Origin of the sequence: Ralstonia sp. RRA, assembly GCF_037023145.1 — a bacterium.
Lineage (GTDB): Bacteria > Pseudomonadota > Gammaproteobacteria > Burkholderiales > Burkholderiaceae > Ralstonia.
On record NZ_CP146092.1, the window covers coordinates 865269 to 883011 of the forward strand.

Annotated in this window: 18 protein-coding genes and 1 pseudogene; 8 read left to right on the forward strand and 11 right to left on the reverse strand. The window is 64.6% G+C overall.

Annotation, left to right across the window (positions count from 1 at the left end):
• Window positions 1–27: 27 nt before the first annotated feature.
• The 9 genes and pseudogenes from V6657_RS21985 to V6657_RS22025 form a co-directional block, all read right to left on the reverse strand.
• Window positions 28–792, reverse strand: coding sequence for an SDR family oxidoreductase (locus tag V6657_RS21985; RefSeq protein ID WP_048933637.1), 765 nt, complete (start codon window positions 790–792; stop codon window positions 28–30).
• Between the two features lie 75 nt (window positions 793–867).
• Window positions 868–1902, reverse strand: a complete 1035-nt coding sequence (locus V6657_RS21990; protein WP_048933636.1) for a phosphotransferase — start codon at window positions 1900–1902, stop codon at window positions 868–870.
• Window positions 1903–1921: 19 nt separating this feature from the next.
• Window positions 1922–2596 carry a histidine phosphatase family protein gene (locus tag V6657_RS21995; RefSeq protein ID WP_048933635.1) on the reverse strand — a complete coding sequence of 225 codons (675 nt, stop codon included), beginning with the start codon at window positions 2594–2596 and terminating at the stop codon, window positions 1922–1924.
• 151 nt (window positions 2597–2747) lie between these two features.
• Window positions 2748–2948 (reverse strand): annotated as a pseudogene (locus V6657_RS22000) (alkene reductase); the annotation flags it as partial.
• A gap of 24 nt (window positions 2949–2972) precedes the next feature.
• A complete protein-coding gene (locus V6657_RS22005) occupies window positions 2973–3710 on the reverse strand; it encodes an aspartate/glutamate racemase family protein (protein WP_048933634.1) in 738 nt (245 codons plus the stop codon).
• A gap of 16 nt (window positions 3711–3726) precedes the next feature.
• Window positions 3727–5142, reverse strand: a complete 1416-nt coding sequence (hydA, locus tag V6657_RS22010) for a dihydropyrimidinase (RefSeq protein WP_048933633.1) — start codon at window positions 5140–5142, stop codon at window positions 3727–3729.
• Window positions 5143–5169: 27 nt separating this feature from the next.
• Window positions 5170–5898: an aspartate/glutamate racemase family protein gene (locus V6657_RS22015; protein WP_048933632.1), complete on the reverse strand. Its 729-nt coding sequence runs from the start codon at window positions 5896–5898 to the stop codon at window positions 5170–5172.
• Between the two features lie 75 nt (window positions 5899–5973).
• Complete coding sequence (locus V6657_RS22020; protein WP_053166373.1) at window positions 5974–7197, reverse strand: serine hydrolase; 1224 nt, start codon at window positions 7195–7197, stop codon at window positions 5974–5976.
• Between the two features lie 88 nt (window positions 7198–7285).
• The gene (locus tag V6657_RS22025; protein WP_048933631.1) at window positions 7286–8593 is read right to left on the reverse strand and encodes an MFS transporter; all 1308 of its coding nucleotides are present in this window, start codon (window positions 8591–8593) and stop codon (window positions 7286–7288) included.
• A 261-nt stretch (window positions 8594–8854) separates the two neighbouring features.
• Between V6657_RS22025 and V6657_RS22030 the strand changes: the two genes are divergently transcribed.
• From V6657_RS22030 to V6657_RS22055, 6 genes are all read left to right on the forward strand, one after another.
• The gene (locus V6657_RS22030; RefSeq protein ID WP_048933849.1) at window positions 8855–9580 is read left to right on the forward strand and encodes a GntR family transcriptional regulator; all 726 of its coding nucleotides are present in this window, start codon (window positions 8855–8857) and stop codon (window positions 9578–9580) included.
• Window positions 9577–10425, forward strand: a complete 849-nt coding sequence (locus tag V6657_RS22035) for a fumarylacetoacetate hydrolase family protein (RefSeq protein WP_048933630.1) — start codon at window positions 9577–9579, stop codon at window positions 10423–10425. The genes V6657_RS22030 and V6657_RS22035 overlap by 4 nt, the downstream gene beginning before the upstream one ends.
• 75 nt (window positions 10426–10500) lie before the next feature.
• Window positions 10501–10803: a LysR family transcriptional regulator substrate-binding protein gene (locus V6657_RS22040; protein WP_248694644.1), complete on the forward strand. Its 303-nt coding sequence runs from the start codon at window positions 10501–10503 to the stop codon at window positions 10801–10803.
• A gap of 55 nt (window positions 10804–10858) precedes the next feature.
• Window positions 10859–11743, forward strand: coding sequence for a LysR family transcriptional regulator (locus V6657_RS22045; RefSeq protein ID WP_048933629.1), 885 nt, complete (start codon window positions 10859–10861; stop codon window positions 11741–11743).
• A gap of 147 nt (window positions 11744–11890) precedes the next feature.
• Window positions 11891–12844 carry an AEC family transporter gene (locus tag V6657_RS22050; protein WP_048933628.1) on the forward strand — a complete coding sequence of 318 codons (954 nt, stop codon included), beginning with the start codon at window positions 11891–11893 and terminating at the stop codon, window positions 12842–12844.
• A 160-nt stretch (window positions 12845–13004) separates the two neighbouring features.
• Window positions 13005–14786 carry a hypothetical protein gene (locus V6657_RS22055; RefSeq protein ID WP_048933627.1) on the forward strand — a complete coding sequence of 594 codons (1782 nt, stop codon included), beginning with the start codon at window positions 13005–13007 and terminating at the stop codon, window positions 14784–14786.
• Window positions 14787–14833: 47 nt separating this feature from the next.
• On the opposite strand, the gene V6657_RS22060 is transcribed toward V6657_RS22055, so the two are convergent.
• Both V6657_RS22060 and V6657_RS22065 read right to left on the reverse strand, forming a co-directional pair.
• The gene (locus tag V6657_RS22060) at window positions 14834–15877 is read right to left on the reverse strand and encodes an alpha/beta hydrolase (RefSeq protein ID WP_048933626.1); all 1044 of its coding nucleotides are present in this window, start codon (window positions 15875–15877) and stop codon (window positions 14834–14836) included.
• Between the two features lie 41 nt (window positions 15878–15918).
• Window positions 15919–16317: a cupin domain-containing protein gene (locus V6657_RS22065; protein ID WP_048933625.1), complete on the reverse strand. Its 399-nt coding sequence runs from the start codon at window positions 16315–16317 to the stop codon at window positions 15919–15921.
• A 334-nt stretch (window positions 16318–16651) separates the two neighbouring features.
• On the opposite strand from V6657_RS22065, the gene V6657_RS22070 reads away from it, so the two are divergent.
• Both V6657_RS22070 and V6657_RS22075 read left to right on the forward strand, forming a co-directional pair.
• Window positions 16652–16906 (forward strand): hypothetical protein, encoded by a 255-nt coding sequence (locus V6657_RS22070; RefSeq protein ID WP_048933624.1) that lies wholly within the window; start codon window positions 16652–16654, stop codon window positions 16904–16906.
• A gap of 44 nt (window positions 16907–16950) precedes the next feature.
• Window positions 16951–17724 (forward strand): alpha/beta hydrolase, encoded by a 774-nt coding sequence (locus V6657_RS22075; RefSeq protein WP_137884522.1) that lies wholly within the window; start codon window positions 16951–16953, stop codon window positions 17722–17724.
• Window positions 17725–17743: the final 19 nt, after the last annotated feature.

Below are 17743 nucleotides of genomic sequence, written 5' to 3' on the forward strand. Positions count from 1 at the left end.
GCCAAGGTCTGCTGCCGCGCTGGCCCGTCAGACCGTCATGCCGCCATCCACGACGATGCACTCGCCGTTGGTGTAGCTCGCTGCATCGGACACCAGATAGAGCACCGTGCCGGCCATCTCGCGCGGCTCTGCGTGGCGGCGCAGCGGGATCTGGCTGATCCAGCGGTCGTACGTCGCCTTGTCTTCAAACAACGCACCGGCAAACTTCGTTTTGGTCAGGCCCGGCAGCAAGGCATTGACGCGAATGCCGAACGGCCCGCATTCCATGGCGAACGCGCGCGTCATGTGGGCAACCGCTGCCTTGGTGATGGAGTAGATGCCTTGCTTGTCGCCCGGGTGCAGCGCATTGACCGAAGCGGTATTGACGATTGCACCACCGCCTTGCGCCTTCATCATCTTGCCGGCTTCGACCGACATGAAGAAGTAGCCGCGGATGTTCACTTCCACCGTCTTCTCATACGCGCCGAGATCGGTGTCGAGGATGTGCCCGAAATGCGGATTGGCGGCCGCGTTGTTGATGAGGATGTCGAGCCGGCCATGCGTGCGGCGGATGGTGTCGAACGTGGCGGTGATGTCTTCCATGCGGCCGACGTGGCAGGCGAGTGCTTCGGCCTTGCCGCCGGCTGCGCGAATGCGCTCTGCCACGGTTTCGCAATCGGCCAGCTTGCGGCTGGACACGATGACGTGCGCACCCTGCTGGGCGAGCAGTTTGGCGATCTCCTCGCCAATGCCGCGGCTGGCGCCGGTCACCAGGGCGATCTTGCCGGTCAGGTCGAACAGGTTGGTGCTCATGTTGTGCTCCTCCAATGGTTGGAATGTCGTTGACCGCGGTGGTGGCCTCGTCGGGCCACCTGACTCGCGGACGTATCAGTGTTGGGTGTCGATCAGGCGTACCGCGGCTTCAGCCAGTGGGCCGGTCATGTCACCGGCCTTGCTGGCCTGCGCGCTCGACGCGTTGCCGTTGAGCGCGCGCCGTTTGACCCCCTGCGCAATGGACGCGAGGCGGAAGAAGCTGAACGCCAGATAGAAGTGCCAGTTCTCGATGGGCGGCAGGCCGCGCAGCTCGCAATAGCGCGCGACCATCTCCGCTTCTTGCGGAATCCCCAAGGCATCGCGGTCCTGTCCGGCAAGGCCTGGGATGTGCGAGCTCGACGAAGGCAACCGCAGGCACATGCAGAAGTACGCCAGGTCCGCCAGCGGATTGCCGAGGGTCGACAGCTCCCAGTCGAGCACGGCCTTCACACGGGTGCTGTCCGGCTCGAACATCATGTTGTCGAGGCGGAAGTCGCCGTGCACGAGGGCCGGTTTGCCGTCATCTGCCGGGCAGGCCGAAGGCAGCCACTCGATGAGCCGCTCCATCGCATCAATCCGCTCGGTTTCCGCCAGGCGGTACTGCTTGGTCCAGATGCCGATCTGGCGCTCGAAGTAGTTGCCAGGTTTGCCGTAGTCGGCCAGCCCCACCGCCTCCACGTCAATGTCGTGCAGTGCGGCCATCGTGTGCAGCATGGCGTCGTAGGCGGCGGTCCGGTCCGTTTGCGATAGCTCAGGCAGCGCGGGGTTCCAGAAGATGCGCCCGTCTTCGAAGCTCATCACATAGAACAGGCTGCCGATCACGGCGCGGTCTTCGCACAGGTGATATGGGCGCGCCACCGGCACCGCCGTGCCCGACAGCGCGGTCAGGATGCGGAATTCGCGATCGACTGCGTGGGCGGATTTCAGCAGCTCGCCAGGTGGCTGCCGACGCAACACATAGCGGGCTGTTGGCGTGCGCAGGAGGAAGGTCGGATTCGATTGGCCGCCGGAAAACTTCTCCGCAGTGACAGGGCCTTCAAAGCCGGGAACATGGTCTTGCAGATACCGCGCCAGTGCGGCGATATCGAGTTGTTGCGGGTCGTTCGTCATGGTGAAACGCGTGGAGCGCTTATCCGTAGGTCTGGAAATCGTGCCGCTCGGCATGGTCCAGGTGCGGGATGCCGTTGAAGGTGGCAAGCTGGAATGCGTCGGCGTTGAAGAAGTACTGCGAGATGCTGCAGTTGCGTACCTGCAGGTTCAGCGCGATGGCGCTGGGTGCCGGTGCCGCCAGTACCTGCTGTGCGGTGACGGCAATCGGGCCACCGGAGCTGACTGCCAGCACACGTTGCCCGCCACCGCGTTGGATGGCGGCGCGTGCATCGGCCACACGCTGCTGGAACTGGGCCCAGGTCTCGGGAACGGGCCCGCGAATCTTGTCTTCGGCCCACAGTTGCAACACGTGCTTGAGCGCGCGGTAATGATCGCGCATCGACCCCGTGGCCATGCGCGTCAACTCGGGGTGGTCGTCGCCAAGCGCGGCGAACAGTCCCTGGAAGTCGTATTCGTTCAGGCCGGCGTGCTGTTCGCACTGGGCGTCCGGGCGGCCCATGCCGCGCAGGATGGCTTCGACGGTCTGCTCGTGCCGCCGCAGCGTGCCGCAGATCACCCGATCAAAGGAGAGGTTCCGCTGCGCGAAGTACTCGCCCAGCCAGACGCTTTGCTGCACGCCGCGTTCGGAGAGCTGGTCGTAGTTCGCCGCGCCAAACGATGCCTGTCCATGCCGTACGAGATAAAGCTCCGCCATCGTCTGCTCGCTAAGTTGGGGGAGCCAGCTTAGCGGCAGGACATCTATTTTTGAAATTTATTGTTTTGATGGCTGGTCATTCTTCCCATGAATGACTTGCGGCCTCGCTGGGGCCGCGCTTTGGTGGCTGCATTGAACCACCAAGGGTGTTTCAGGCGCTCTGCGCTTCACGCAGCGTTGGGTAGTCCGTGTAGCCCTGCGCCGTGCCGCCAAAGAAGCCGTTGCGGTTCGCTTCGTTCATCGGCGCATCGGTTTGCAGGCGGGTCACGAAGTCCGGGTTTGCCGGCACCATCTGGCTGTACGCTTCCAGGTCTGCCACGCTGGATGCGACATCGCTGTCGATCCGGTCACGGCAGGCTGGCAGAACCGGGGGCGCTTACGCCAGCATGGCCGCCAACGCCGGCGGTAGACCACGGTTCGGTTTGTGTGGCTGGCGCGAAAAGCTGCCTTCGGCGGCACCCTTCGGGGCGAGTGCAACCAGGCTCTCACAATGGCGGATGGCGCTGGACACCCCATCGACGACCGGCACCGGAATGCGGTCCTTGAGCGTGCGGGCCAGCCCCGCGAGCGGCGCGCCGGCCACGATGATGACGTCGGCGCCATCCTCCCGCACGGCCTGCAGGCTCATTTCTTCCAGACGCGCGGCGTGGTCTTCCTGCACGCTGCCGATATCGCGCAGCGGCTGCTGCAACGAGCGCACGCTCGCCAGTCGCGACGACAGTCCATTGGCCGCCACGCACTCGCGGTACCACGCTTGAATGCGGTTCGAGATCGCGATGATGGAAAAGCGCTGGCCCAGCAGGCAGGCGCTGGCCAGCGCCGCCTCCGTCATGCCGACCACCGGCACATTGCACAGCTCCTTGATGCCGGCCAGGCCCGGATCACCGAACGCGGCCACAACCACGCCGTCGAACTGGCCCTGATGCTCAGCGACCACGCATGCCGTGGCGTAGCCGCCCACCAGCGCCTCGAAGCGCGTTTCGATATAGGCCACGCCAAACGGCGCCGTTGCCATGGTGAGCGTGGTGCCGGGGGACACGGAGCGCTGGGCCTCCGCGTGGATCAGATCCGTCACGCTCTCGGAGATGTTGGGATTGACGACCAGAATACGCATGATGAAACCCTAAAGATCAAACGAGAGACGGCGCGCCCGCCGGCAGGAACTGACCGCGCCCCGGTGCCGGTTCGAGGTACTTACCGTTTTCGACCAGTTGTTCGCCGCGCGAGAAGCAATGCACCGGCCAGCCGGTCACTTCAATGCCTTCGTACGGCGTGTAGTCCACCGCGTGATGCAGCGCATCGTTGGTGATGCGCACGCGGCGCTCCGGGTCCCACAGCGCGATGTCGGCATCGGCACCTACGGCAATCGTGCCTTTGCGCGGGTACAGGCCGTACAGGCGCGCCGGGCGATACGAGGTCAATTCCACAAACTGGTGCAGCGACAGCTTGCCGCGCGCAATGCCGTCGAACAGCAGCGGCAGGCGCGTTTCGATGCCGGGCACGCCGTTGGGGATGTGGTCGAACGGTTGCGCCTGCCCGCCGAGCTTCTTGCCTTCCGGATCGTCGTAATTGAACGGTGCGTGGTCGGACGAGAACACGCTGAACACGCCGCCGGCCAGCGCGCGCCACACGGCGGCCTGGTTTTCGGGATCGCGCGGCGGCGGGCTGCAGACGCACTTGGCGCCTTCGTAGCCGTCGTCGCCTGGCAGGCCCATGTCTTCTGCCGTCAGGTAGAGGTATTGCGGACAGGTCTCGGCCAGGATCTGCAGGCCGCGGCTCTGCGCCCAGCGGATCTGCTCGATGGCTTCCTTGCCCGACACGTGCACGATCAGGATCGGCACATCCACCAGCTCGGCAAACGTGATGGCGCGGTGCGTGGCTTCACGCTCCACCGCAGCGGGGCGCGACAGGCCGTGGAAGCGCGGCGAGATGCGGCCTTCGCCCACCAGCTTCTCTGTCAGCCACGAAATGCAGTCGGCGTTCTCGGCATGCACCATCACCAGCGCGTTGTTCTGCTTGGCGACATCCAGCACGTCCAGCATTTCGCGATCCGACAGCTTCAGGTCGTCGTAGGTCATGTAGACCTTGAACGAGGTGTAGCCCTTGCGGATCAGCTCCGGCAGTTCATGCTTCAGCACCTCGGGCGTCGGGTCGGCCACGATCAGATGGAAGCCGTAATCGGCCACCGCGCGGCCCTCGGCGCGGCGATGGTAGTCGTCCACCGCCGCCTTGAGCGAATGTCCCTTCTCCTGCGCGGCAAACGGGATGACCGTAGTGGTACCGCCGCACACGGCGGCGCGCGTGCCGGTGAAGAAGTCATCGGCCATGCGCATGCCGTCGGGCATGGGCTGGTCGAGGTGGCAATGGCCGTCGACACCGCCGGGCAACGCGAGCAGACCGGTGGCATCGATTTCACGTGCGCCGCGCGGCAAGCCATGGCCGAGCACGGCGATACGGCCGTCGCGTACGCCGATGTCGCATGTAAAGCGGTCGGAAGCGGTGACAACATCCGCGTTGCGGATCACCAGGTCGAGTTCGGTGGACATGCTGGGTGCTCCTTGATTCCCGTTCCGTTAAACCACTTCCGCAAACAGGCGGCCCCAGCCGCGCAGCTCGCGCGTGTCGACGCCAGCCAGCCGCAGCGATTTCCACACGACCGTCGAGATGGTGTCGTATACGGGGATGCCCGTCTCGGCCTCCAGCGCTTCCACCAGGTGTGCCGCGCGCAGGTTCGTGCAGAACGTGGTGATCGCTGCCGGCTTGTGCTGTGCCACTTCGCGCACCATGGCGCGGATCGTGTCTTCTTCCACGTCGGCAAAGCTGTGGTTGACGTGCAAGTCCAGGTGGCGCTCCGCCACGCAACGCATGCCACTGCGCGCGTAGTTCTGGACGATCAGTTGCTGCACGTCGTTGAGATACGGCGTGACGAGGGCAAAGTCCTGCGCGCCCGTCTTCTTCAGAATCTCGTTCAGTGCCAGCACCGACGTGGTGGCCGGGATGCCCGTGGCTTCCGTGATCTGACGGCACAGCGCTTCGTCTTTCTCAAAGCCGAGCCAGCCAGAGGACGTGCCGTTCCAGGCGATCACGTCTACATGCGCGTCGGCCAGCAGCCGGGCGGCGTTGAGGATCTTCTCCAGATCGAACTGCCCGAGCGCTTGATCGCGCAGCGAGATTTCGGTGACGGTGAAGCGCGAGAAATGCGCGCTGACATTGGGCAAGCCGCTCACCATGGCGCTGGTGATGGGTTCCAGCGCCGTATTGGACGACGGCGTGAGCATGCCGAGCTTGATGCGTTTGGTCATGGGAGTCTTCTTCGTGGTTGGCGCGGCCCTGACGCGCAGGACACTGCGCGCCGGACCGTGCTCGTTGTTTGGTGATTATTTTTCCGGCTTGTCGTTGAAGGCCATGGCGGTGCCCGGCTTGCCGTGGCTCGCGTGGGCCAGCGCCAATTCCTGTGCGAGCGCAGCCTTGCGTTCGGCATCAGGCTTGACGGTGTTGCCGGCCTTCAGTGCCGGCAGCACGTAGTCGTTGACCATCGAGCGATATAGGTTGAGGTACTTCGCATCGCGCAGGCCGCCTTCGGTCGACATGATGCTGTTCATCACGATCACCGCGTTCTCCTTCGGCAGCACCGTGATGAACTGGCCCTTGTAGCCCATGGCGCTGAACTCGCGCTCGCTCTTGACGATGTTGTTGACCCAGCAATAGAAACCGTAGTCAGGCGCCGGGCCGGACGGCGTGGTCATGCGCGCCACCCAGCTGGCCGGCACGATCTGCTGACCGTTCCAGCGGCCCTGGTTCAACATCAGCAGGCCGAGCCGCGCCATGTCGTTGGAGCGCAGGCGCAGGCCCCAACCTCCGGACACCGCACCCTTGCCGTCGGCGCCATCCCAGCGGTAATGCTGCATGCCGAGCGGGTTGAACAGGCGGGCCTCGGCATAGCGTTGCTCGGGCTGGCCGGTGATCTGCGAGATGGTCGCGCCCACCAGCACCGGATTGACGTCGATGTAGTCGAACTCGGTGCCGGGCTTGGCGCGCACGCTGGCAGAGGCTGCTACCTTCAGGCGATCAGGCACGCCGTAGTACAGCGTGTCGGTGCCTTCCACCAGCTTGTACGACAGGCCGCTGGACATCGACATCAGGTCTTGCAGGCGGATGTCTTTCTTGTCTGCCAGCGATGTTGCCAGGTCTGGCCGCGCGGCGGCCAGCAGCGCCGCAGGCTTGTCCTGCGCACTGAGCTTGCCGTCACCCACCAGCGTTCCCACCAGCAGCGCGCTGATGAACTTGGTGACGGAGTAAAGCTCATGGTTGTAGTCGCGCCCGAGTTCGTTGCCGTAGCGTTCGAAGATCAGCTTGCCGTCCTTGATGACGAGCAGGCTGCGTACGTCGAGCTGGTCGCGGCGGATCCATTGCGAGAGTTCGATTAGCTTGCGCGAATCGACACCGACCGCTTCCGGCTGCGCGGTCGGCAGTTCCTGTGAGGCATGCTGCTTGGCTGCTGGTGTGGCCGCCGGCGTGGCGGCGTGCAGCGGGGCCTGGCCGAACAGGCACAGTGCGGCGAGCGCGGCGGCGCTCAGCAGATAGCGTTGGCTTGCTTGCATGAGGTGTCTCCTCCACCGCTCCGCACCTTGCGGCGCGGGCGTGGAAAAATTTTTTGGGGGAATTGCAAGACTTCGCGAATCACGACGCTCAGATCGGCAGCTTCTTGCTGTAGTCGATCAGCAGCGTGGAGCAGACGAACAGCCCGGCACCGGCAGCGGCAAACAGCATCAGCGCCATGTCGTAGGAGCCCGTGGCTTGCACGATCACACCCACGATGATGGGCATGCCGATACCGGCCACGTTGCCGCCCAGGTTCATCGTGCCGCCCAGGAAACCAATACGCTTGCGCGTGCCCAGGATCGACGGAACACACCAGAACAGACCGCACCAGCGCAGGAAGAACAGCGTCACCGACAGCAGCACCACGACGACGACCGGGTCCTTGAAACGCGCGACGGTGTAGATAGCGATGGTGGCGACCACCGAGGCAATGCCGAACAGCGTGCGCAGCACCTTGGCCTGCGATGCGCCGGCAGCCTTCCACTTGTCGGCCAGCCAGCCGCCAAACATTTCTCCGACGAAGCCCGAGAAGAACATGGCGAACACAGCGCCGCCCATCTGCTTGATGTCCAGGCCGTGCACCTTCGAGAGGTAGGTCGGCATCCAGGTCAGCAGGCCGTAGAACAGTGCGTTGAAGCACATCCAGCCGAAGAACATGCCCCACACCGAGCGGTACTTGAAGAAGTCCAGCACATTGCCGCTCAGGTTGGCCGGCTCTGCGGCCATGTCGGCAGCGTGCGAGGCTTCGATGTAGGCGGCTTCGGCGTCATTGACGGAGGGGTGCTGGCGCGGGTGGTTGCGGACGTACCACCAGGCGAAGAAGCCCGCGATCATGGTGCCGATACCGGCCACCACGAACGAGGTGCGCCACGATTGGAACTCGGTGATCAGGCCCGCGATGATGAGCGCGCCCAGTGCCGCACCCAGCGGCGCGCCGCCGTCGAGCAGCGTGGCACCACGGCCGCGTTCGTTTTGCGTCATCCAGATGGCGTTGAGCTTGCCGCCGGCCGGATAGATCGGCGCTTCCGCAGCGCCCAGACCCAGACGCGTGAACATCAGCGACACCCAGCCGGTACAAATGGCTGCGACCGCCTGGAAGAAGCCCCAACCCAGCGTGGCGCCGGCAATCACGACGCGCGGTCCGAAGCGGTCGGCCAGCATGCCGCCGGGGATCTGCATGAAGGCATAAGTCCAGAAGAACGAGCTAAGCAGCAGGCCTTGCACCGCCGGACCGATGTCGAACTCCTTGGCGATCAGGGGCATCGCCACTGACAGCGATGCGCGGTCGATGTAGTTGATGGAGATGAGCATCAACATCATCAGAAAGATCTTCCAGCGCACGGAGCTCTTCGTCTCCGTTAGCGCCATGGCCGGGGCCTGGCTTGCGGTTTCCATTACGCGTGTCTCCTTGATCGCTCCTGAAGCCGTTTCGAGAAGCGCCCGACGGCCTGGCTGTCGTCACCAGTTTGCTTTGGGTACCGCTTCCCGAAACGACCTCAAAAGTCGGTTTGATTGAATTGTGTTGCGCAACGTGGCCGAGTATAGGATACGTAATCTGTAATTACAACACTTGTAAGTTATTGATTTATATATAATGAAATCGCACAATGTTGGTGTGTGATAGCCTTCTTGTGGTGCATGTTCCTCATTTCGGTGATGCCTGTGACTCAACCGTTGCTTCAATCCACGCGCTTGCGCACGCTCGGCATGTCGGCCGAAATCGCCACGCGTTTGCGTACCCTGATCGAAGAGGGCGAGCTGCCGCCCGGCGCCCGCATTGATGAGCGCGCTTTCTGCGAGATGTTCGATGTCTCCAAGACGCCGCTGCGCGAGGCGCTCAAGGTGCTGGTGGCCGAGGGGCTGGTGCTGCATCGGCAGTACATCGGCTATCGCGTTGCACCGCTCGACCTCGATGAACTGCGCGCCACCTTCGAGACCTTGCATGGGCTGGAAGCCACTGCCGGCGAGTTGGCGGCGTCGCGCTTGTCCGAGGTGGCCATGGCACGCCTTGAGCGCAAGCACCAGGCCATGCTCGATGCGCACGAGGCGGGGCGTCGCACCGAATACTTCCGCATCAACCAGGAAATCCACCAGCTCATCATCGACGGCGCGGCCAACCCTGTGTTGGCCAGCATCTACGCTGCGCTGATGAGCAAGGTCCACCGCGCACGCGGCGCCGCCAACGCCGACATGCTGCGCTGGCAGGAATCGCACGAAGAGCACGAGGCCATCATGGCCGCGCTGCGTGAGCCGGGCCGCCCGCGCTTGGCGCAGGTACTGCGCGAACACTCCGAGAACACGGCCAAGGAAGTGCTGAGCGTGGTCGCGCGCAGCTTGTCTGACCCGGCCCAAACCAAGAACGAAGCCAAAGGAAACCGATGAAACTTGTACGTGTGGGCCAACCGGGGGCGGAGCGCCCCGGACTGATCGATGCGCAAGGGCGTGTGCGCGACCTAAGCAGTGTGCTGAGTGACGTGGGGCCGCAGCAATTGTCCGATGCAGCCTTGGCGCAACTGGCGCAAGTCGATATGGCGGCGCTGCCCGTGGTACAGGACGCGCGCTTTGGCGTGCCATGGCGCGGCATCGGCAAGATCATCGCCATCGGCCTGAACTATGCCGACCATGCCGCTGAAGCCGGCATGCCGCCGCCTGCGGAACCGATTGTCTTTCTTAAGGCCAACAGCGCGTTGAACGGCCCAAACGATGCCGTCATGCTGCCGCGCGGTTCGGAGAAGACGGACTGGGAAGTCGAGTTGGGTGTGGTGATCGGCAAGACGGCGCGCGATGTTTCACGCGAAGAGGCGCTGTCGCACGTGGCGGGCTATTGCGTGGTCAATGACGTTTCCGAGCGCGAATTCCAGCTTGAGCTGGGCGGCACCTGGGACAAGGGCAAAGGCTGCGACACCTTCTGCCCGGTTGGCCCTTGGCTGGTCACGCGCGATGAGGTGCCCGACCCGCAGGCGCTTGGCCTGTGGCTCGAGGTCAACGGCGAGCGCATGCAGAAGGGCAACACGGCCACCATGGTGTTTGGGGTGGCGCACCTGGTGAGCTACGTCAGCCGCTTCATGACGCTGCACCCCGGCGACCTGATCTGCACCGGCACCCCCCCTGGCGTGGGCATGGGCTGTAAGCCGCCGCGCTTTCTCAAGGCCGGTGACACCATGCGCCTGGGTGTCGATGGCTTGGGCGAACAGATGCAGGCAGTGGTGGCCTACGCCAAAGGTTGACGAGCCGGTCGGCTACTGCACCCGCTGGCGCAGGCCGATTCCGTCGACCTGCGCGCGCTGGCGCGGTATCCGCTGATCCTCACCCATGCCGGCTCGCAAGACCTCGTGGCGCGCATGTTTGCACGGGCCAACGTGCAGCCGAAAGTCACGCATGAGCTGTCGCAGCTGCTGTCGATTCTCGAGTTCGTCGCGCGCGGGCAGGGCGTGTCGATCGTGGCATCGTTGGCGTTGCCCGAGCGGCATGAGGGCGTGGTGGTGCGCAAGATTACGCCGCGCACGTCACGCTGTGTCGGGCTGGTCTGCCTGAACCAGCGCCGGCTGTCGCCCGCGGCTGCCGCGCTGTGGCGGCAAGCGCAGGCCATCAAGCTGCGTCGATAGCGTTTGCACGTGCGTGCGATGCGCTATCCTCGCCCGATCAATTTCGCTCCTGACCATGTCTTTACGCGCACTGAGAACGCTCGTCGCCATTGCCCGTCACCGGACGTTTGCCCGCGCGGGTGAAGCCATCGGGCTGACGCAATCGGCCGTCAGCCTGCAGGTCAAATCGTTGGAGGAGGCGTTCAACGTGCGGCTGTTCGACCGCTCGCGCCGTGAGCCCTCGCTCACGGAAGCAGGGCGCATTGTGCTCGCGCAGGCCGAGCAGATCCTGGCCCTGTACGACCGTATTCCCGATGCGCTGAGCGATGAAAAATCGCTGATCGGCCGGTTGCGTATCGGTGCCATCCAGACCGCGTTGTCCGGGCCGCTGCCCAATGCCCTGCTGACCTTGCGGCGCGATCACCCAGGGTTGCGCGTGCATGTGGCGGCCGGCATGTCCGCCGAGCTTGCACAGCGCGTGGCCGATGGCGAGTTGGATGCGGCCATCACCTCGCAGCCCGTGCGGCCGCACCCTGCGGAGCTGGTCTGGTCAACGCTCTATGAAGACCGCTTCTGGTTGCTGGCCCCACCGCAGTACGCAAAGCACGACGCGCGTGCGCTGCTGACCGAACTGCCATTCATCCGGTTTGACGCGCAGGCATGGGCCGGCCGCATGATCGCTTCGGAGCTGCGCCGCCTGGGCGTGCGCGTGCGTGAAGAGATGGTGCTCGACAACAAGGACACCATCGTGCAGATGGTGGCGCGCGGCCTGGGCGCTGCCGTGGTGGCGCTGTCCGATGCCGTGTTGACGCAGCTGCCGCCCATCACACGCCTGCCGTTCGGCCAGCCGCAGACGCGCCGGGCCGTCGTTCTGCTTGAACATCAATCGCGCCCGGCAGAGCGCTTCACACAGGCATTGGCCGACGCGGTGGTCGAATCTGCCATGAGTATTTCTCGTTGATTGCACGATCAATCACAATGATTGCTGCTGTCACGGCGTGATAGCTTGGCGGTGTTCCTGTTCCTGATCGAGCATCGCCATGTTGTTCCGCATCTTTCCCCTGGTCTCTTCCGCGCCAAGCGCGCACTGCCACGCCGGAGTCTCGCGATGACCGCCGCGATCCTGCTGGCGCTGGCGCCGGTCGCCCTGCTGGTTGCACTCGGCTACGGGCTCAAGCACACCAGCTTCATTGCCGATACGTTCTGGCCGCAGGCAGAGCGGCTCTGCTACTACGTCCTGTTGCCTGCGCTGTTTACGCACGGGCTGGCCAGTGCACACCTGCAAGCTTTGCCGGTGCTGCCGCTGGCCGGCACGCTGATCGTGGCAACCGTGGTGGTGGCGTTGGCCCTGGTGCTGACCCGGCCCTGGATGCGTGTGGACGGCGCGGCCTTCACGTCGGTGTTTCAAGGTGGGGTGCGCTTCAACAACTATGTGGGCGTGTCGCTGGCCGCAGGGCTTTTTGGTGCCAAGGGCATTGCACTGGCGGCTGTGTGCAACGCGGCCATCGTGCCAACCGTCAATCTGCTGTGCGTGCTGGTGTTTGCGCGTTTCGGTTCGGTGCGGCTGAGCGGCAAGGCGCTTGCGCGCCAGATTGTGACGAACCCGCTGGTGGTGGCGTGCGTGTTGGGCATCGCCATGCAGATCGCCGGCGTGCAGGTCCCCACGTTGATCGAGCCGGCAGTGCGTTCGCTCGGCGTGGCATCGATGCCGCTCGGCCTGCTGTGTGTGGGTGCGGCGCTGAACTTCAGTGGTGTGCGTTCATGGGTGCAGCCGGTGGCCGTGTCGTCGCTCGTCAAGTTTCTGGCCATGCCGGTGCTGACACTGGTGGTGGGCCATGCCATCGGGTTGACCGATGTGGCGCTGATGGTCGCGCTGCTGTTCCAGGCGCTGCCGACGGCATCGTCGTCTTACATCATGGCGCGTCAGCTCGGTGGCGATGCACCGCTCATGGCGGGCATTACCGCGGCACAGACGGTGTTGGCCGCCGCCGCCATGCCGGCCGTGATGACACTGCTGGTGGTGACGCGGGGGTTGCCGCAGGGGTTGTTCTCGGCCTTGTGAGCGGCCACGGTTGGCGGCGGGTGGCGGTGTGCACACGCCGTCACCGTTGTTACGTTTTTGTCACGCGGGACGGGCGGTCGCGTGCTATTGGTTGTCGTGGCAACACCAACGCTGGCGCAGACGACGCCGGCTACGACAACCAAGCCCCCACGAGCACAACATGACCCCTCTCACAGCCAACACTTGCCGTCTTGCGGCATCCGTTGCGTTGCTTTCCACCCTCACCACCCTTGCCGCTTGCGGCGGTGGTGGTGGTGACGGAACCGCCAACGCGGCTTCCACTAGCCTGAGTGGAACTGGCAGCCCCAGCCCTGGCGCCGGCCCAGGAACAGCCACCAGCGCTACGCCGCCTTATGGCATGCAAGCCTGCGCCACCCCTAACGCCTGGGGCAGCAGCACGGCCCATAGCGCATGGGTGTATCCGTCCAACAACCTGCTCGCTTACAAGACGCTCAACGCCAACGGCGACACGGTCATGGATTACTCGTCCGCCGGCTACATGGGCGGTGGCGTGACACTGCCCGCGCCTGCGGCCGCCGTCACCGTCAACCCGCTTGGTGGCGGGCAGGACGACACGCAGAACATCCAGAACGCGATCAATCAGGTGGCCGCCTTGCCGGTTGGCAGCAATGGGTTGCGCGGCGTGGTGTTGCTGGCGCCTGGCACCTTCTCGGTGGCGAACACGCTGACGATCTCGGCGTCGGGCGTGGTCTTGCGCGGTAGCGGGTCCGGTACCAACGGTACCGTCGTCAACGACACGAGCCCGCTGCAGAACGGCACGACGCCGGCGGTGCCGACGCCCGGCACAGCCACCGGGCAGACGCTGCTGCAGGTGGGCGGCACCGGCGGCAACTACGGCATGTCGACCACGGCCAACGTGACCGACACCTACGTCCCCGCGGGCGCGCTGTCCTTCACGCTCGACAATGCCAGCGGTTTTCATGTGGGCGATGCGGTGCTGATCCAGCGCCCCGTCACGCAGGCCTGGGTGAACTTCATGCAGATGGCCAACATGGGGCCGGGCAAGAACTGGATCTCGGTCGGCTCCACGCTCAACACACCGCGCAAGATCACGGCCATCACCGGCAACAAGATCACGCTGGATGTGCCGGTGACCGATTCGTTTGATGCAACCTACCTGAACCCGCCTGGCACGAAAGTGAGCCTCTACACGCTGGGCGGCCAGATCCAGCAGGTTGGCATTGAGCATCTGCGTCTTGTCGGCGTGCCGCGCACCAGCTACACGAACAACAACATGCTGGCGATGGACAACACGTCCGATGCCTGGGTGCGTGACGTGGTGGGCGACAACTTCACCTCGGGCCTGATTCTCGGCAGCAAAGCCTCGCGCCTCACCGTTACGCAGGTCGCCCTCACGCACGAGAACAACGGTGCCGATGTGCCGTGTACCGGTGCGAAGTTTGCGGAGATCTCCGTTGGCGGCTCGCAGGTGCTGGTGGACCGCACGTCTTCAACCGGCGCGGCGGCGTCGTTCTACTACGCCACCGCAGCGCGCGTGCCGGGACCCAACGTACTGCTCAACTTCAAGGGCACGCCCGACGGTGTGTGCGGCTCCAGCTCGATCCAGCCGCATCAGCGCTGGGCCACGGGCTTGCTGATTGACGGCGCTACGCTGGCGGCTAACCCGGTCAGCGGCAACAGCTACTCGATCGACTTGTCGAATCGCGGCACCGCAGGTTCCGGCCAGGGCTGGGCAATCGGCTGGGGCGTGGTGTGGAACTCGACCGCCACCTTTAACATCCAGGCGCCGCCGGGTTCGATGAACTGGTTGATCGGCAGCACCGGTAACACGATGCCGCAGACCACAGAAACACCGGGTGATGTCGATTCGCCCAGCGTGCCTGTCGCGCCGAAGAGCCTCTATCTTGCGCAGCTCTGCCAACGTAACGGGCCAACGGCATTGACCAACATCGGCTACTGATCGCGTAGCTGCATCGGAGGGATGAGGCGTTGCCTCATCTCTCACCCTCAAAACCGCACCACATCCAGCATCGCCTGCACAAATGCCTTCGGCGCTTCCTGCGGCAGGTTGTGCCCGATGCCACCGCCGATGTTCCGGTGCTGGTATTTGCCCGTGAACTTCTTCGCATACGCAGCCGGCTCCGGGTGCGGTGCGCCGTTGGCATCGCCTTCCATGGTGATGGTGGGCACCGCAATAGCCGGTGCGGCGGCCAGGCGTTTTTCCAGTGCATCGAACTGCGATTCACCCTCGGCCAGCCCCAGGCGCCAGCGGTAGTTGTGGATCACGACGGCTACGTGGTCTGGGTTGTCGAACGCCGTGGCGCTGCGGTCGTAGGTGGCGTCGTCAAACTTCCACGTGGGCGAGGCGAGCTTCCAGATCAGGCGGTTGAAGTCTTTGCAGTTGGCGGCATAGCCTTGTGCGCCGCGCTCCGTGGTGAAGTAGAACTGATACCACCACGCAAACTCCGCCGCCGGTGGCAGCGGCTTGCGGTTGGCCTCCTGGCTGCCGATCAGGTAGCCGCTCACTGAAACCAGCGTCTTGCAACGCTCCGGCCACAGCGCCGCGATGATGTCTGCCGTGCGTGCCCCCCAGTCGTAGCCGCCAAAGTGGGCTTGCTCGATCTTGAGCGCGTCCATGAACGCGATGATGTCGATCGCCAGCGCAGCCTGTTGCCCATTGCGCGGCGTCTCTGCCGAGCGAATGCGCGAGGTGCCATAGCCGCGCAGGTACGGCACGAGCACGCGATAGCCGGCAGCCGCCAATGCCGGGGCCACTTCTGCGTAGCTGTAAATGTCATACGGCCAGCCATTCAGCAGGATCACGGCGGGGCCGTTCTTCGGGCCCAGGTCTGCATAGCCGATGTTGAGTACGCCCGCATCAATCTGATGCAGTGTGCCGAACGGGTTGGCCTGGCCAGCCGACAGTGCATTCGATGCGGATGGCGCGGGCTGGGCATGCGCAAATTCGGCCAGCCCGAGATCGAGCACGCCAATGCTGGCGATGGTGGTGCCAAGAAGACGGCGGCGACGGAGGTTGACGGCGTTCGACATGGGGGCTCCCTTCAGGTGGTCGGTTGGTGGGGTGAGTGCAGTTAGTGAACGAGCTGAACCAGCGGCTCGCCTTTCCTGACCACGTAGGTCGCCAGCTCCGATGCCTTGCCGCTGCCGACGTTTCTTGCCGAATGCGCGACACCGGCCGGAATGAACAGCGATTCACCGGCCTGCAGCGTCACGGGTGCCTTGCCGTCCAGCCGGTACTCAAGCGTGCCCTTCAACACGTGGGCGATCTCTTCGCCTGGATGCGCGTGGTTGGGGGCAAACGCCTTCTCATCAAAATCGACCCGCACCTGCAGGGTTTCGTAGCCATTTGCACTGAGGCCCTGGTGAACGAGGTCGGTGCGTTGCACGCCGCCTGACTGGGCCAACGTGCTGTGGGAAGCAAGGGCGCCGCTGAGCACGAGCAGGGCGGCGGCGATTCGAATCGGTTGCATGGGAGCTCCTGAAATCAAGGATGGATGACGAGGGAGGGTCCAGGAGTGGTCCGGCCGGCCTCGTTCCCTGCATTAGGCGACTGCGGTGTATCCCGCATGTTTCACCGTTCTGCGGATTTGTATCGCTGTGTACCAACGGGCTGCGGCGACTGGGGTTTTGTATGCGCATGTATCCGGCCATGGCGGCGGTACACGGCCAGACAAAACGGGCCGCTTGCTGCTACGTGCGGGATACGTCCGCCCGCTTCAATGCATTCCGTGGCCCGACGCTGAACCGATACGAAGCAACGCCGGGCTGCGCAACCACCAACCCATCCTTCTGAGGAGAACGATCATGACCCGCAATCTCGCCAAGTCTTTCGCTGTTGTTGCACTCGCCGTTGCTGCTGCTGGTGCACACGCCGCCACCGCGTTTGGCGGCGCACGCGACCCGTACACCGAAGGTGCGCGTTCCGTCCAGGAGGCGCGCGACGTGTACACCGAAGGCGCTCGCTCGACCGACATCTACACGGACGGCGCCCGCACGGCCGATGTCTATACCGACGGTACGCGCAACGCTGACCCGTACTACGACGGTGCCCACGCCTGAACGCCCGATCCACCACGCACTCGCTCAACGACTCAGGAATCGACATGTTGAAACGCAACGCCGTCTCCCTCGCATTGCTTGCACTGGGTACGGCCACCAGCGCACCGCTCCTGGCGGCAGACGCCGACCAGCCTTCCGTGGTGATCGTGCACGGCGCCTTTGCCGATGGCTCGGATTGGGCCAAGGTCATCCCGCTGCTGCAGGCCAAGGGCGTGAAAGTCCAGGCGGTGCAGAACGGGTTGAACTCGCTGGCCGACGACGTGGCGGCCACGCGCCGGGCCATCGGCAACCAGACCGGTAAGGTCGTGCTGGTGGGGCACTCGTGGGGTGGCACGGTCATCACCGAGGCCGGCGCGGACAGCAAGGTGGCTGGGCTGGTCTATGTGGCCGCCTTCGCGCCGGATGCCGGCCAGTCGACGGAAGAGGTCGGCAAGGACTACGCACCGGCGCCCGGCATCGGCAAGCTGGTGGCGGATGCCAATGGCTATCTCTCGCTACCCGCTGCGGCACTGGCGAGCGACTTCGCTCAGGATGTGCCGGCCGCGCAGGCCCGCGTGATGGCGGCCACGCAGGGCCCCATCAAGGCAACGGCGTTTGGTGAGCGGACCACGGTGGCCGCGTGGCAGAGCAAACCGTCGTGGTTCATTGTCAGCGAGCACGACCGGATGATCCAGCCGGACCTAGAACGCGCCATGGCCAGGAAGATCGGCGCCAAGGTGACGAGCCTGCCGACCAGCCACGTGCCACAGCAGTCGCAGCCGCAGGCGGTGGCGAAGGTCATCCTCGATGCCGTGCATGCGATCGAGGTGCGCAACTGAGGTGCGCGTGTGGTGCGAA